Annotated in this window: 13 protein-coding genes and 1 pseudogene; 7 read left to right on the top strand and 7 right to left on the bottom strand. The window is 65.2% G+C overall.

Annotated features, from left to right (window positions below):
• Window positions 1–4: 4 nt before the first annotated feature.
• On the bottom strand, window positions 5–814 hold the full coding sequence (locus FFS60_RS20585; protein ID WP_028627629.1) for a MerR family transcriptional regulator: 810 nt from the start codon (window positions 812–814) through the stop codon (window positions 5–7).
• 261 nt (window positions 815–1,075) lie between these two features.
• Here FFS60_RS20585 and FFS60_RS20590 point away from each other — a divergent pair.
• From FFS60_RS20590 to FFS60_RS20600, 3 genes and pseudogenes are all read left to right on the top strand, one after another.
• Window positions 1,076–1,357 (top strand): annotated as a pseudogene (locus FFS60_RS20590) (Xaa-Pro aminopeptidase); the annotation flags it as partial.
• 29 nt (window positions 1,358–1,386) lie between these two features.
• Entirely contained in the window at window positions 1,387–3,150 is a 1,764-nt protein-coding gene (locus FFS60_RS20595) for an SDR family oxidoreductase (RefSeq protein WP_137823007.1), read from the top strand.
• A gap of 10 nt (window positions 3,151–3,160) precedes the next feature.
• Window positions 3,161–4,045: a metal-dependent hydrolase gene (locus FFS60_RS20600; RefSeq protein WP_028627626.1), complete on the top strand. Its 885-nt coding sequence runs from the start codon at window positions 3,161–3,163 to the stop codon at window positions 4,043–4,045.
• A 53-nt stretch (window positions 4,046–4,098) separates the two neighbouring features.
• Here FFS60_RS20600 and rmuC read toward each other — a convergent pair whose 3' ends face one another.
• Window positions 4,099–5,577, bottom strand: a complete 1,479-nt coding sequence (gene rmuC / locus FFS60_RS20605) for a DNA recombination protein RmuC (RefSeq protein ID WP_137823008.1) — start codon at window positions 5,575–5,577, stop codon at window positions 4,099–4,101.
• Between the two features lie 52 nt (window positions 5,578–5,629).
• Window positions 5,630–6,040 carry a tetratricopeptide repeat protein gene (locus FFS60_RS20610; RefSeq protein WP_137823009.1) on the bottom strand — a complete coding sequence of 137 codons (411 nt, stop codon included), beginning with the start codon at window positions 6,038–6,040 and terminating at the stop codon, window positions 5,630–5,632.
• A 577-nt stretch (window positions 6,041–6,617) separates the two neighbouring features.
• On the opposite strand from FFS60_RS20610, the gene FFS60_RS20615 reads away from it, so the two are divergent.
• Window positions 6,618–7,100: a GreA/GreB family elongation factor gene (locus tag FFS60_RS20615; protein ID WP_028627623.1), complete on the top strand. Its 483-nt coding sequence runs from the start codon at window positions 6,618–6,620 to the stop codon at window positions 7,098–7,100.
• A 28-nt stretch (window positions 7,101–7,128) separates the two neighbouring features.
• Window positions 7,129–7,530, top strand: coding sequence for a hypothetical protein (locus tag FFS60_RS20620; protein ID WP_028627622.1), 402 nt, complete (start codon window positions 7,129–7,131; stop codon window positions 7,528–7,530).
• 505 nt (window positions 7,531–8,035) lie between these two features.
• Here the strand turns inward: FFS60_RS20620 and FFS60_RS20630 are convergent.
• From FFS60_RS20630 to imuA, 3 genes are read right to left on the bottom strand one after another with little or no spacing between them, the layout of a single operon-like run.
• Complete coding sequence (locus tag FFS60_RS20630; protein ID WP_137823010.1) at window positions 8,036–11,116, bottom strand: error-prone DNA polymerase; 3,081 nt, start codon at window positions 11,114–11,116, stop codon at window positions 8,036–8,038.
• Window positions 11,113–12,528 carry a DNA polymerase Y family protein gene (locus FFS60_RS20635; RefSeq protein ID WP_137823011.1) on the bottom strand — a complete coding sequence of 472 codons (1,416 nt, stop codon included), beginning with the start codon at window positions 12,526–12,528 and terminating at the stop codon, window positions 11,113–11,115. The genes FFS60_RS20630 and FFS60_RS20635 overlap by 4 nt, the downstream gene beginning before the upstream one ends.
• A 6-nt stretch (window positions 12,529–12,534) precedes the next feature.
• Window positions 12,535–13,149 carry a translesion DNA synthesis-associated protein ImuA gene (imuA, locus tag FFS60_RS20640; RefSeq protein WP_137823012.1) on the bottom strand — a complete coding sequence of 205 codons (615 nt, stop codon included), beginning with the start codon at window positions 13,147–13,149 and terminating at the stop codon, window positions 12,535–12,537.
• Between the two features lie 341 nt (window positions 13,150–13,490).
• On the opposite strand from imuA, the gene FFS60_RS20645 reads away from it, so the two are divergent.
• Window positions 13,491–14,192, top strand: a complete 702-nt coding sequence (locus FFS60_RS20645; RefSeq protein ID WP_137823013.1) for an SOS response-associated peptidase — start codon at window positions 13,491–13,493, stop codon at window positions 14,190–14,192.
• Between the two features lie 25 nt (window positions 14,193–14,217).
• On the opposite strand, the gene FFS60_RS20650 is transcribed toward FFS60_RS20645, so the two are convergent.
• Complete coding sequence (locus FFS60_RS20650) at window positions 14,218–14,649, bottom strand: hypothetical protein (RefSeq protein ID WP_137823014.1); 432 nt, start codon at window positions 14,647–14,649, stop codon at window positions 14,218–14,220.
• Window positions 14,650–14,764: 115 nt separating this feature from the next.
• Between FFS60_RS20650 and FFS60_RS20655 the strand changes: the two genes are divergently transcribed.
• Entirely contained in the window at window positions 14,765–15,151 is a 387-nt protein-coding gene (locus FFS60_RS20655; RefSeq protein ID WP_028627616.1) for a hypothetical protein, read from the top strand.
• The last annotated feature ends 63 nt before the right edge of the window (window positions 15,152–15,214 follow it).

Genomic DNA, 15,214 nt, shown 5'->3' on the forward strand with positions numbered 1-15,214 from the left:
AGGTTCAGCGCTTCAGGAACCCCTTGAGCAATTCCCCTACGCGCTCTCCCAACTCCTGATTGGCCGAGAGTTGCAGGCCACGCGCCAGTTCGCTGTCCACTACCTGTTCCACCAGCGGGCGCAGGGCCAGCAACTGGCGATTGAGGTCATCCAGCTCGCTGACGTGGGGCAGGCTGCTGGAGAGCAGCGGGTTGACCAGGTGCTCGACGATCATCCGCACGATGCCGGCCGACACCGGCTCCACCTGGCGGCGGATAGCCGCGAACTGGTCCAGCAGCGCATCCAGTGGAATCCCCGAGCGGTAGAGCTGCACCCCGGCATTGAACACGCGCGGGTTGAGCACCCGCAGATGGTCGCCGGCGAACTCGATCAGACCCAGTTCACGAGCGCGGTCCATGTTGTCGTCGGTGAGGTCGGCGCCGAACAGCGCCTGCACTTCGTCGAAGCCCAACCGCGTCGGTTCCACCAGGTTCCAGGCGCCGACTATGGCCTGTTCCAGCCCCAGTACATGGGCGAGATCCTGCCCTTGCTCCCAGGCCTCCAGCAGCTCGCGGATGCTGGCGATGCTGTAGCCGCGTTCCAGCAACTGGCCGATCAGCCGCAACCGCGCCAGGTGCTCGCCGTTGTAGATCCCCACACGCCCGCGCCGCTCCGGCGGCGGCAACAGGCCGCGATCCTGATAGGCGCGCAGGTTGCGCACTGTGGTACCGGCCTCGACGGCCAGTTCATCCACCGTGTATTCGGCATCCGGCAGCACCGGAGCCTCGGCGGCCTGGTTGAGCAACTTACTGAGAAAGGAAGGGACATTTTTCATGGGCCGGATCATATCGCCGCCTCTCGCCCCCCAACAACAACGCCTGGGTTGGCCCAACCATTGGCTGGACTTGCCGCAGGGCGTGATCCGGCACAGCGCAAAAACCTCATCGCAACCGCTCTATATCAAGCCTTGACGCTCGGCGGTAACGCGGTAACAGCACGTACGCCGAGCAGGGCGCGGCTATGGCCAGGGTCGGATTTCCTGTTCAAGAATGACCGTGACATTGACTGATGTAACAGTCACGACACGGAGATCACCATGCCTGCCCCTGCCCTCAGTGCCCAAGACCTGTCCGAGTTCCGCAACGCGCAGCAACTGGCCTATCGCTGCGCGGAAACCATCGCCGGCGAACTCAAGCCCGGGGTCAGTGAAAAGGAAGCCGCTGCCCTGATGAAGACCTGGTTGCAGGATCACGGCGTGAAGGACTGGTTCGGCCCGCGCACCGTGTTCAAGGGCTTCGACGGGCTGCGCCACTTGGGCGGCTTCAATCTGGCTTTCTATCCGGGCAAGCAGCAGCTGGAGGAAGGCATGCCCCATGTTCGCCGCGGCCAGGCCAGGCAGGTGGCCGCATGAACGCGCCACTGATGCTCGAACCCCAGCGCTTGGCCGTGAAAGGCGATGGCGTGGAACTGGCCGCCTACCGCTGGGGCAATGCCGCCGGGCCAACCCTGCTGCTGGTACACGGCTACCCCGATAACCAAGAAGTCTGGCTGCCGCTGATCCGCGAACTGGCCGCCGACTACCAGATCATCGCCTACGACGTGCGCGGCGCCGGTGCCTCGGATATCCCACGCAAGACCCGCGACTACCGCCTGGAGAAGCTGGCCAACGACCTGGAGGCCGTGATCAAGGCCGTCAGCCCGGATCGCCCGGTGCATCTCGTGGCCCATGACTGGGGTTCGATCCAGTCCTGGGAAGCGGTCACCGAGCCACGTATCCAGCCGTTGCTGGCCTCCTACACCACGGTGTCCGGCCCCTGCCTCGACCACGTGGGCCACTGGATGCGCGCGCGCCTGAAGGAAAAGCGCCCACGCGCGCTCGGCCAGGTGATCGGGCAGTTGGTCAGCTCCTGGTATATCGCGTTCTTCCACACCCCGCTGCTGCCGGAGTTGCTCTGGCGTGTCGGACTCGCCCGCGCCTGGCCGACCTTGCTGCGGCGCCTGGAGGGCGTGCGCGAATCACGCCCCAACCCCACCCAGGCATCCGATGGCCAACACGGCGTGAAGCTCTATCGCGCCAACTTCATCACCAGCCTGTTCCGCCCGCGCCAGCGCCCGACCGAGGTGCCGGTGCAACTGATCGTCCCCACCCGCGACCGCTTCGTGCGCCCGCAGCTGTTCCAGTACCTGGATCGATGGGTTCCACGCCTGTGGCGTCGTGAGGTGGCCGCCGGGCACTGGCAACTGATGGCCGACCCGAGCCGCCTGGCCGGGTGGATTCGGGAGTTCGTCGATCACCTCGAAGGCGGCAACGCCAGCCGTGCCCTGGATCTGGCGAAGATACGGCCCGGCAGTGGCCGCTTCGCCGGCAAGCTGGTGCTGATAACTGGCGCTGGTGGCGGCATTGGCCGCGCCACCCTGTTGGAGTTCGCCGAACGCGGCGCCAGCGTTCTGGCTGCCGATATCGACCTGGGCGCCGCCGAACGCAGTGCCGAACTGGCCCGCGCCCTGGGCGCCGAGGCCTGGGCGTGGCAACTGGATGTCAGCGACAGCGCGCAGATGGAGGCCTTCGCCCATTCGGTACAGGCAGAGTTCGGCTGCCCCGACCTGGTGATCAACAACGCCGGCATCGGCATGGCCGGCGCCATGCTCGATACCCGAGCCGAGGACTGGGAGCGCCTGCTGCGGGTCAACCTGTGGAGCGTGATCGACGGTTGCCGCCTGTTCGCCCAACAGATGGTCGATGCCGGTAAGCGCGGGCACATCGTCAACGTCGCCTCGGCAGCGGCCTTCGTGCCGTCACGCAACTACGCGGCTTACGCCACCAGCAAGGCCGCGGTACTGATGCTCAGCGAATGCCTGCGCGCCGAACTCGCCGGCAAGGGCATCGGCGTCACCGCCATCTGCCCCGGCCTGGTCAACACCGGAATCATCCAGGCTACCCGCTTCAACGGCCTGGACAGCGAAGCCGAAGCCAAGCGCAAGGCCAAGGTGCAGCGGCTCTACCGGCGCCGCAACCTCAGCGCCGAAACCGTGGCCGCGCGCATTGCCGATGCGGTGGAGCGCAACAAGGCCGTGCAGGCGGTGGGCAGCGAAGCCCATCTCAGCGTCGCCCAATGGCGCTTCGCTCCCTGGCTGTCGCGCCTGCTGGCGCGCATGAACCTTTCTGCCTGAGGCCCTCTCCATGAGCCATGAGCATCACCGCCTGGAACAGCGCAAGGTGCGTTTCGACTTCGCCGACACGCCGCTGCATTGGGTGCCCGGCGAGCCAGAGGCCTCGCACATCATGAACACCCTGCACCTGATCCTGCCGGCTGGAGAATTCTGGTTCTGCCGGGTCTACAACAAGGCCCTGCCGCTGATTACCGATGAGCGCCTGCACGAGGACGTGCGCGGTTTCGTGCGCCAGGAGGCGCAGCACGCCCGCGCCCATGACAGCGCCCTCACGCCCTACCTGGAGCGCCACGGCATCGACCCGACGCCGTTCACCAAGGGCATCTACTGGCTGTTCGAGAAGGTGCTGTGCGACTACCCGCTGGGCGAAAACGCCGTCACCCGCTGGCTGCAGCCCTGGTGGCTGCGGCAGCGCGTTGGGCTGATTGCCGCGGTGGAGCATTTCACCTGCGTACTGGGCAACTGGATCATCACCACCCGCAGCCTGGACAACGCCGACCCGGTGATGCTCGACCTGCTGCGCTGGCACGGTGCCGAGGAAGTGGAACACCGCTGCGTGGCCCACGACCTGCACGTGCACCTGAAAGGCAGCCTGCTGATGCGCTGGTTCTACATGCTGGTGGCCAGCGGCGCGCTGATCTTCCTGTTCAGCCGCTCCATGCGCACCCTGATGCGCCAGGACCCGGCCACCCGCTACCACTGGGGCTTCCTGCGGCTCTGGCACGCCCTGGGCAAGCGCGACCTGCTGCCTGCCATGGGCAGCATCGGCGTGGCGGTGCTGCGGTATTTCAAACCGGATTTTCACCCGCGCAGCGAAGGCGATCTGCAGGTGGCGCTGGATTACCTGGCCAGCTCACCGGCCGCCCAAAGGGCAGCGGCGGAGGCGACGGGTTGACCATGTGGGAGTGAATTCATTCGCCAAGCAGACCGAAGGTCTGCCCAACAACCTCAGCCCTCTATCTGCTCATCCAGCAGCGGCAACCCCGCCGCCCGCTCAAGCAGGTCATTGGGCAGGCTCTTGCTGGCGCGGGCGCCGAGGAGCTTGAGGTTTTCCACCCGGCTGATCAGGTTGCCGCGGCCTTCCACCAGCTTGTTGCGGGCGTTGGCATAAGCCTTGTCCAGTTGCTGCAGACGGCTGCCCATCTCGTCCAGGTCTTGGACGAAGGCAACGAACTTGTCGTATAGCGCTCCCGCTCGCTCGGCGATTTCCCGGGCGTTCTGGCTTTGCCGCTCCTGGCGCCAGAGGCTGTCGATCACCCGCAGGGTGGCCAGCAGAGTGGTCGGGCTGACGATCACGATGTGTTGCTCGAAAGCCTCCTGGAACAACCCCGGGTCCGCCTGCAAGGCGGCGGCGAAGGCCGCTTCGATGGGCACGAAGAGCAGCACGAAGTCCAGGCTGTGCAGGCCCTCCAGGCGCTGGTAGTCCTTCACCGACAGCCCCTTGAGGTGGCTGCGCAAGGACAGTACGTGCTGTTTCAGGGCCTGGCTGCGGGTGTTTTCGTCCTCGGCTGCGACCAGCGCCTGGTAGGCCGTCAGGCTGACCTTGGCGTCCACCACCACCTGCTTGTCCCCCGGCAACTGGATCAGCACGTCGGGCTGGAAGCGCTCGCCATCGGCGCTCTTCAGGCTGACCTGGGTCTGGTACTCGCGGCCCTTCTCAAGGCCGGCATGCTCCAGTACCCGTTCCAGCACCAGCTCGCCCCAGTTGCCCTGGGTCTTCTGGCCTTTGAGGGCGCGGGTGAGGTTGGTGGCTTCGTCCCCCAGGCGCTGGTTGAGCTGTTGCAGACGCTCCAGCTCTTTGCCGAGAGAGAAGCGCTCGCGGGCTTCCTGTTGATAGCTTTCTTCCACCCGCTTCTCGAAGGCCTGGATGCGCTCCTTGAGCGGGTCGAGCAACTGGCCGAGGCGCTGCTGGCTGGTTTCGGCGAACCGCTGTTCGCGCTCGTCGAAGATCTTCCCCGCCAGTTCGGCGAACTGTGCGCGCAGGTCGTCGCGGGCGGCCTGCAGGTCGCCCAGGCGCTGTTCGTGGGCCTCACGCTGTTCACGCAGTTCGGCCTCCAGTCCGGCGCGATCGGCATCCAGGCGGCGCAGCTCGGCATCCTTGCGCTCGCGTTCCTGGTTCCACGCCAGCAAGGCTTCGCGGGCGCTCTGGCGTTCGACGCCGAGCAATTCGGCCTCACGGCGCAAAGCCGCCAACTCAGCCTGCTGGGCGGCATTGAGCTGGCTGAGCTCGCGGTTCTCGTCGCGGCTGTCGTCCAGTTGCACGGCCAGGCCGTCCTGGGCCAGTTGGGCATTGGCCAGGCGCTCTTCAAGGAGTGTGTGTTCGGTCTGGAGGGCGTTGAGCTTGCGGTGCTGCTGCCAGGCCAGGCCCAGCAGGGGCACGGCGGCGGCCAGCAGGCCAATCAACAGGTTGGGGATATCTAGGGGCATGAGCGGCTCCGCGCTGGAATGCCGCGAGTATACCCAGCGGCGCGCGGCGCGATCAGGATTGCAGCGGGAGGCGGCTGAGCAGGCGTTTGGCTTCGTGGGACCCCTGGGCAGCGGCCTGTTCCAGCCAGTGGCGGGCTTGTTCCGGCTCGTTGATGCGCGGCTGGCTGCACAGGCGGCCCAGCTCGAGCTGCGCACGGCGATCACCGGCACGGGCGGCCTGTCGCAGCATGTCCAGACCGATGCGGCGGTCACGCTGGTTGCCGCAGTCGCGGCAGAGCATTTGCCCGAGACGGCTCTGGGCCGCCACCACACCTTCTCGTGCCGGCTGCTTGAGCAGCTTGCCGGCGAACCGCTTCACGCTCCGCGTCTGGCCCAGGCGCGGGCTGTCCAGCAGCCAGAGGGCGACTCGGGTCGGCAAGGTTTGCTGATTGGCAATGGAGTCGGCGGGAACGCGGTACTTCATGAAAAAAGAGGCAGGTGGCCGGAAAGGCGCGCAACTCTACTCCTTTTTCGTAGCAGGTAAAGTCTTGCAATTGCCGCAGGTCGCGTTCTAGAGCAAGTGCTCGGGACAATCCACAGAAGCTGTGGATAACTCTGTGAAGAAGATGCTCGAAACGTCACCAAGTGCCTATGCAGCGTGGCTTCCGCTCAAACTGATGATTTTTTCACCAATTATAAAAATCCTTATTTTTCATGCACTTACGAATTCATCATAGAGAATCAAGCGCTTACAGGGGATTTCGGTAGCCGTTTGCGAGGCTGCTTCGCGACTGTGCACAACTTGAAACTGTCAATACCCTGCCCGCCCCGTTGCGGGGCATTTTCCTCGGAAAGGCGGCTAGAACCTATGTTGCACGGGTGTTCCAGACGACGACGAATGGCATGAAATGGGGCCGCCGGGTCTTTCGCCAAGCTGGTACGAAGGTACTTCTGCGCCAACTCTGTGCACAGGTTCGTCCCTTCTTGTACAGACCCGTTTCCCGCCACCGCGCTTGGCCCCTTAGAATGCGTCGCCTGCCCCTTCAGCCTCGACCTTCCCCATGGACAAAGCCCGTATCCATCGCCTGATCCTCGACAAGCTCGCCGCCGACCTGCACGTGCTGCAACGCGCGGCGCAGACTGCCTACGAGGCGGCGACCCACGCCGAGAACATCGCGGAAAACAAATACGACACCCTTGGCCTGGAAGCCTCCTACCTGGCCACCGGCCAGGCCCGCCGGGCCGCGGAGATCAAGCAGGCGCTGGGGCTGTTCGAACACCTCAATCTGCGCCCCTTCGATCCCGCACGCGGCATTCAGCTCAGCGCCCTGGTGCTACTGGCGGCAGAAGACGGCAGCGAGCAGCGGTTGTTCCTCGGCCCCGAAGCCGCTGGCCTGAAAGTGGTGGACGACGGCGAGGAAATCACGGTGATCAGCCCCCGTTCGCCTCTGGGCCAGGCCCTGCTGGGCAAAGTCGAAGGCGCAGAGGTGACGCTGACCATTGGCAACGGCAGCCAAACCTTCGAGGTGCTGGAGGTACACTGAAACAGCCGCCCATCGCCTCGGAGGCTCCATGGCTCGCCCACGTCGCATCCTGCGCATCAGCTTCAATCCTGCGGTCCTGACCCTCAGCGTCGCGCTGGGAGTCTGGCTCGGCTTTATCGCCATCAGCCTGACCGCCTACCTCGGCTACCAGTTCTACATGGCCGATAGCGAGACCCCGGTTGCCCAGGTCTTCACCCCACCACCCGCGTCACCGCCGCAGCCGGCGCCAACGCCACCGAGCACGGGCGAAGAACGCCTGCAGACGTACGAGGAGCGCTACAACGCCACCCAGCGCGCGGACAACGAGCGCCTGGAACGCCTGGAGGAGCAGCGTCGGCTGAACGATGCCAAATGTCAGTTCTGGACCGAGCAGTACCGAAACGCACCCACCGAGAAGGCCAAGCGCAACATGGACCAGGAGTGCGGATAGGCGTCTCGTCTGATTCCATCGTGCCAGCCGACCAAAGGCAGCCGGCTTCAAGTGACCGTCACAATGGCGCGGCTAGACTCCGGTTGTGCGTCCTTCACTTTGGCGCCAGAGGCGGTTTGCAATGGGTCCCGAATTCTTCATAGCCCTGATGATCATGGGTTGGCTGCTGGCAGCGGTCGCGCTGCTGTGGGCCATGCTCAGGATCTCTCACCATCACCACCATCACCACAGCCGGCCTTCGCCGCCCCACTCCTCCCGCTCGTTCCGGCGGCACAAGGCGAAAGACTCTCCGATTACTCCGCACTGAACGTCTTGTAGAACGGGGGTGCAATGCGCCCCTTGGCGAATGAATTCACCCCTACAAAATCCACCAAACGTCGGCATCTTCGGCGAAATACGCATTTTTGTGGACGCTGCTCTTCGTAGGATGTGGTTGAGCGCAGCGAAACCCATCAGTGCTGGGCGATGGGTTCGCAAGCCCTACCCATCCGGATGGAGCGTCTGCCTAGTGGAAATCCCGGCTTTTCACATCAAGGCCGCTGAGCAGCGGCGTGAGGTCGTGCAGGCGTCGGGCAATGAGGTGGCGCACGCCGTCCACCGACTCCAGGCGGCCATCCACCTGCAGCAGTTGCGAGCCCACCAGCACACGGCGCTGGCGTTCCGCCAGGTCGTGCCAGACCACCACATTGACCATGCCGTGCTCGTCTTCCAGGGTGACGAAAATCACCCCGCTGGCGGTCTGCGGACGCTGCCGACCCACCACCAGGCCGGCGACGCTGACCTGCCGCCCATGTTCCACCGCCAACAGTTCCCGCGAACTGCGGCAACGCCGCTTGCGCAGCGCACTCCGTAGCAACGCCATGGGGTGCGGCCCGAGGGTGGTGCCCAGCGTTGCGTAGTCAGTGAGCATGTCTTCAGCCACGCTGGGTAGCGGCAGCGCCACTTGCGCTTCCTCCTGCTCCGGCAGATCGGCGAAGAGTGGCGCCTGCACCTCCACCCCGGCCATCGCCCAGCGCGCTCGATGGCGATGACCGGCCAGATCGCGCAGGGCGCCGGAATCGGCCAGCAGTTCGCGAGCGCGAGCATCCAGATGGGCGCGTTGGCTGAGGTCGCTCACACTGCTGAATGGCGCAGCCTGCCGCGTCACCTCAATGCGTCGTGCATCGTCCTCGCGAAAGCCTTTCACCATGCGCAGCCCAAGACGGATGGCCGGTTCGCCCCCCAACGCCAGCGGCTCCAGCGAGCAGTCCCAGTCGGAGTGCTGCACATCCACCGGACGCACTTCGATGCCATGACGGCGGGCGTCCTGCAGCACCTGGTCGGGGCTGTAGAACCCCATGGGCCAGCTGTTGATCAAGGCGCAGGCGTAGGCGGCCGGCTCATGGCATTTCAGCCAGCAGCTGGCGTAGGTGAGCAGGGCGAAACTGGCCGCATGGGACTCGGGAAAACCGTAGCTGCCAAAGCCCTTGATCTGCTCGAAGATCCGCTCGATGAACGCCTGTTCATACCCCTTGGCGAGCATTCGCGAAGTGAGCCGCTGGCGATGGTGCTCCAGGCCGCCATGGCGCTTCCAGGCCGCCATGTTGCGGCGCAACTCATCGGCCTCGCCGGGGGTGTAGTCGGCGGCAACCATGGCCAGTTGCATCACCTGTTCCTGGAACAGTGGCACGCCGAGGGTCCGCTCGAAAACGGGAATGAGTTCTTCCTTCGGATAGGTCACCGGCTCTTCCTTGTTACGCCGGCGCAAGTAGGGATGGACCATGTTGCCCTGGATCGGCCCCGGCCGGACGATGGCGACCTGTATCACCAGGTCGTAGAAGGTCCTGGGCTTGAGGCGCGGCAGCATGGACATCTGCGCCCGCGACTCGATCTGGAATACGCCGATGGTGTCGGCGCGGCTGATCATTTCGTAGGTGGCGGTGTCTTCCTTGGGCAGCGTGGCCAGGGTCCATTGGGTGCCGCGATAGCGCTCGATCAGGGCGAAGCAGCGACGTAACGCGCTGAGCATGCCGAGCGCCAGCACGTCCACCTTGAGCAGCCCCACCAGATCGAGGTCGTCCTTGTCCCACTGGATCACGGTGCGCTCGGCCATGCTGGCGTTTTCCACCGGCACCAGGCTGTCCAGCGGCGCTTCGGAAATCACGAAACCGCCGGGGTGCTGCGAGAGGTGGCGGGGAAAGCCGATCAGCTCGTTGGTCAGCGCCAGCACCGGGCGCAACACCGGGCTGTCGGGGTCGAAACCCACCTCGCGCAGGCGCTCTGCCGAGGGGGCCTGGTCGCTCCAGCCGCCACAGCAGTCGGCCAGAGCGTTGACCTGGTCGGGCGGCAGCCCCAGGGCCTTGGCCACATCGCGAATGGCACCGGCCCCGTGATAGGTGCTGACCACGGCGGTAAGCGCCGCCCTGCCCCGCCCATAACGGCGGAACACGTACTGGATGACTTCCTCGCGGCGTTCGTGCTCGAAGTCGACGTCGATGTCCGGTGGCTCGTTGCGTTCCCGGGACATGAAGCGTTCGAACAGGAGTTCAGTGGCATCGCATGGGTTCAATTCGGTGATGCCCAGGGCAAAGCACACCACCGAGTTGGCCGCCGAACCGCGCCCCTGGCAGAGGATGTTCTCTCTGCGGGCGAACTCGACGATGTCATATACCGTGAGGAAATAGCTTTCGTAGCCCAGCTCGGCGATCAGTGCGAGCTCCTTCTCCACCAGCATCCGGGCTTTCTCCGGCGCACCATCGGGCCAGCGGCGGACCATCCCCTTCTCGGTGACGATACGCAGCCAGGTGGTGGGGCTTTGGCCGTCCGGCACTAGTTCACGGGGATACTGGTAGTTCAGTTGGTCCAGGTTGAAACCGCAACGGCGAGCGATGCGCACCGATTCGGCAAGCAGCTCCGGCGGATAGAGACTGGCCAGCACTTCGCGGCGACGCAGGTGGCGCTCGCCATTGGGGAACAGCCGGTGCCCCGCTTCGGCCAGGGTGCAATGGTGGCGCACGGCAGTCATGCAATCCTGCAGGGCGCGGCGGCCACGGGCATGCATATGCACATCGCCGGTCGCCACCGCAGGAATCCCGAGGCGTTCGGCCAGGCCCAGCAGTCGAGCCAGGCGGCTGGCGTCATCCGGACCCTGGTGCAGCTCCACTGCCAGCCACAGGCGTTCGGGGAAGCACGCGCGCAGCCAGGGGCCTTCATGGTCGTCGTCTTCCCGGTCGGGCACCCAGATTGCCAGCAAGCCGTTGGAGGATTCGCTCAGGTCCTCACGAAGTAATCGGTATTCCCCCTTCTTCGCCCGCCGCCGGGCCTGGGTAATGAGCCGGCAGAGGTGCTGGTAACCCGTCAGGTTCTCCACCAGCAGTACCAGCTTGGGCCCGCCATCGACGCGCACCTCGCTGCCGATCACCAGGGGCAGCTCAACCTTCTTCGCCGCCTGCCAGGAGCGGACGATACCGGCCAGGGTGCATTCGTCAGTGATCGCCAGGGCAGCGTAACCATGACGCGCTGCCCGCTGGAACAATTCGTCGGCACTGGAGGCGCCGCGCTGGAAGCTGAAATTGGACAGGCAATGCAACTCGGCGTAGGCGCTCATGCGAACCAGCCGTGCAACAGCAACGGCCCCTCCCCGTTCACCGCCCGGAAGGCCCAACCACGCTGGCCGCCACGGGTTTCCACCAGGTAGTAATCACGGCGTACATCGCTGCCATCCCACCAGCCGGACTCGATGCGCTCGGGGCCGGCCAGGATGCGCACGCTGCCCTCCCGCAGCAGCACCGGGTCACGCAGCAGCCAACCGGGACGCGGTGGGCCAGCCGGGATCGGCGCCTGCGGGGCATCGACGTCCAGCTGCCAGGCGCATTCGGGGCGGTGATCGGCACGAGCGGCCAGGCTGTGCACGGCATCGTCCCCCAGCCGTGCCCGCAGACGTTCGCGCAATTGCTCCCAGGGCAGGGATTGGTGCGGGCGCTCATCGAACAGCTCACGCCGTTCCGGCACGAAGGCCGGTAGGTCCCGCGCCTGCAGGCGGAAAGCGCGCACCGGCGCCGGTACCTGCAACTGCTCCAGGCGCCCACGAGCCAGTTCGAAGAGCATGGCCGCCTCGCGCTCGGCGCTGAGCAAACCCACTGGCACCTGTGTGTCCGGGATGTCGCGGTGTTCCAGATAGAGGGTAAAGCGCTGTACCCCGCTGTCGCGGCTGGCGAGGAAGGCGGCCAGGTCGGCGGTGAGACGGCGCAGGGGAAAGAGCAACGCCTGGTGGGATTCCACCTCGAAATTCAGCTCGATACGCAGGTCGAACTCATCCGGCGGCCGGTAGCACTCCAGCGCCAGCGGACGCTCGCCGAGCAGGGTATCAAGGTGCTGCAGCACCTCGGCCGGAAAGCGCCGGGCGACCGTGCTCCGGGGCAGCGCCAGCACCTGCTCGACCGTACGCAGGCCCATGCGGATGAAAGCGGTAACGGTTTCCCGAGCCAGGCCAGCTCGCTCCACCGGCATCCGCCCCAGGACCTCGCGCAACTCACCCTGGTTCGCCACTGCCAGGCCATCGTAGGCATTGGCCAACATCCGCGCCGCCACCGGGTTGGGCGCCACTACGATGCGGTGACGAAACCCCAGGGCCGCCAGCTCCCCCCGCAGCCGAGCCTCGAAGCGCGGCCATGGGCCGAACAGGGCGAAGCTGGACTCCACCTCCAACAACAGGCAACGCGGATAGCGCAGGCTGACCTGGGAGCTGAAGCCATAGGCCCAGGCAGCGAGCAATTGCTGCCAGCGCTCGATGGATGCCGGGTCGTATTCCACCAGGGTGAAATCGCGGGTCAGGGCATGGGCAGCAGTCAATGACTGCCCGGGACGCAAGCCCAGGCTCCTGGCCGCCGGGTTGAGCGCACGCAGCACGCGGCGCTGGGGGGTGCCGGTCACCAGCGCCAGGGGCGACTCGGGGTCGGGGTGGCCGCGCAGCACGCCATCCAGCGCCAATTGCGGCAGCAATATGCAGGCCCAGCGCATGAGGATTTACCGAGCCAGAGCGATGGGCGCGGCAGGTGGCAGCCCACCCCGGCACTTGAGCACCCGCAACTGCGCCGGCTGTCCATCAACGGCAACGCGCAGGGCCGCTGGCGAGGGGTTGAGGGCGGCATCGAGCGGCCGGTAGGCAAAGGCCAGGGTCTGCCCGGTTTCGGCGGCCACCTGCAAGCGGCGCAGGGCACGGTCGTCGGCCTGCTGCGGCCAGCAGAGCACGGCGCCGCAACTGCCGGAGCGCAGGCATTGCTCAGCCGCCCAGAGCGCATCACGGCCGCTGGCCTCCACCAGCGCCAGCCAGCGCAAGTCCACGCCGGCTGCCCGCCAGGCCTGTGGATAAGGAATATGCGGTGGCGCCACCAGCACCACGCGCTCGGCACTGGCGGTCAGCCGTGCCAGCGTGGGCCAGAGCAGGCGCAACTCACCCAGGCCCGCGGCTGGAACCAGGATTTCGCTGAGCGCGGCTTCAGGCCAGCCACCGCCCGGCAGCACGCTGTCCAGAATGCGATGGCCGGTGGGTTGCTCGCGGCCGGCCGGCTGCGCACCGGACTGGCCTTTCCAGACCCGCCGCTCGTTGAGCAGGACGTCGAGGGCAACGACAGCGCCCATCAGGCCCGTCCATTGCCGGTAGAGAAAAACGGCAGCCCCGGGGAAGGGCTGCCGAAAGGGCCAGGAACAATCATCAAGGCCATTGGGGGAAATCCTAAGAATACTGTACTTATATACAGTAAATAGCAGAGACTTCTCCCGGTCAATCCAGAAAAGACAGAAGGCCTGCGGGAGCGCGTGGCTCCTTGTAAAGAACGTGCATTTTGTTGCCTTTTTCGCAGAATTTCACCGCAGATATACAGCCACCTGGCCATTAAACAGGTTGCCATCTCATGTCATTCACCCCTGCCAAGGCTGCGCAGGACCTATGCTCAATCCATCCCCGGATACAGGAACCTGCCATGTGCGGCCGCTATGTCAGCCCCTCGGAACGCGCCATCGAAGACTACTGGCACATCGGCGCCCGCGACTCCGGACGCTGGATCCAGAGCTTCAACGTGGCGCCCTCCAGCATCGTCCCGATGCTGCGCCTTGACGAACAGGGCGAACTGCAATTGGCATCCGCCCGCTGGGGCCTGATCCCTGCCTGGTGGAAGGAAGCGAAGCCACCGACCATGTCCTGTAATGCCCGCAGCGAAGAAGCCGCCAGCAAGCCCCTTTGGCGACAGAGCCTGCGCACCCAGCGCTGCCTGATGCCGGCCCTGGGTTGGTATGAGTGGAACCCACGCGAGGAAGTCCGCAACGCCCGCGGCCGACTGGTCCACCAGCCCTATTACCTCTACAGCCCGAACGACGCCGTGCTGGCATTCGCCGCCATGTGGGCCACCTGGCACGCCCCGGATGGCCAGCCCATCACCTCCTGCGCCCTGCTCACCCGGGAAGCCGCCCCCTCCATCAGTGCGATCCACAACCGTATGCCAGTGGTCCTGGCGTCCGAGCAGTTCGACCTGTGGCTGGCGCCCGATACAACTGACGAGCAGGTACAGCGCGCCATGGCCACGGCGCGCAGTGACTTCGTGGGGCGTGCAGTGTCCACGCGGGTAAATGATGTGCGCAATGATGATGAAGGGTTGATCGAGGGAGTGGCCGAGCCGCCGTCCTGAAGCCAGTCAGAACCCCTACGAAAGCCTACTCACCAACAGCCAGCCGCAATCGGGCCGGCGCCAACGTTGGACTCGCAAGGCGTGAACAGCAGGTTGTGTACGCGCTGATTGCCATCCGTTCAGCCAACACGAGCCGCGCAAAATCCGCCATCTGGTCATCCGACCAAGGGACTGTCGCTTCTTCCAGGAAGGCCACCATGGCGATATGCGCGGCAGATGCGTTCAGAGAGAGCTGACGCAGCTCTGCCCAGTAATCCGGTTCGATCACGAATCGCTCCTGGTGCACCACATTGTCAGATGCATTTGATAAGCAATAGCGCACGAACGTCAGAATCTCCAGGGAAAATCCGATGACTGGTGGAGAGGCGGAAGAAAAACGATCTTCAAGACCAGTAATCGCCCGGCCAAACAATGGCGAACGTCGGGAATACACTTGATTCGCATAGGCAGTGGTCACCGGGGGGGAGGATTCTCGCCCCTCCCGTCGATTACCTCCGCTCCCAGGCGCCCTGCCCGAACGGCCAGCCGGCCACACACCGGCCGGCCAAATGCACCAGCCTGGAGCAACCGCCATGAAAAACATGACCCCTGGCCCCTCTTCAGCATCGATCCGTAGCGGCAGTTTGGTGCTTCTTTCCGCCCTGCTGGTCGCAACAGGCTGTACGCACAACCCCGACATCAGAGCCAGCCGCGACGGAACCTCCGGCATCACGACCAGGGCGAACCCTGACTACATAAGCTGCGTGAAGGACGGTATTCGGCAAGACGCCCAGACCTTCACCACGGAGGAAAGTGGCAAGACACTGCTGTTCGTTGGCAGCACTGAACCCGACAAGGCATCCGGGCTTGTCGAACTCACCAGCGGCCAAGGCCAGAATCACTACTCCGTGTACCAGCGCAATGCCTGGCAGGACAAAGGGCGGCTGATCAATGCGGCGCGGATGTGCTCCAGTGCTTAGGGCGCTGGGCCTCTTCAGTCCTTGAAAGCAACAAAGCCCCGCAGACCTTTGTCTGCGGGGCTT

The organism is Pseudomonas sp. D(2018) (assembly GCF_005502555.1).
GTDB lineage: Bacteria > Pseudomonadota > Gammaproteobacteria > Pseudomonadales > Pseudomonadaceae > Metapseudomonas > Metapseudomonas resinovorans.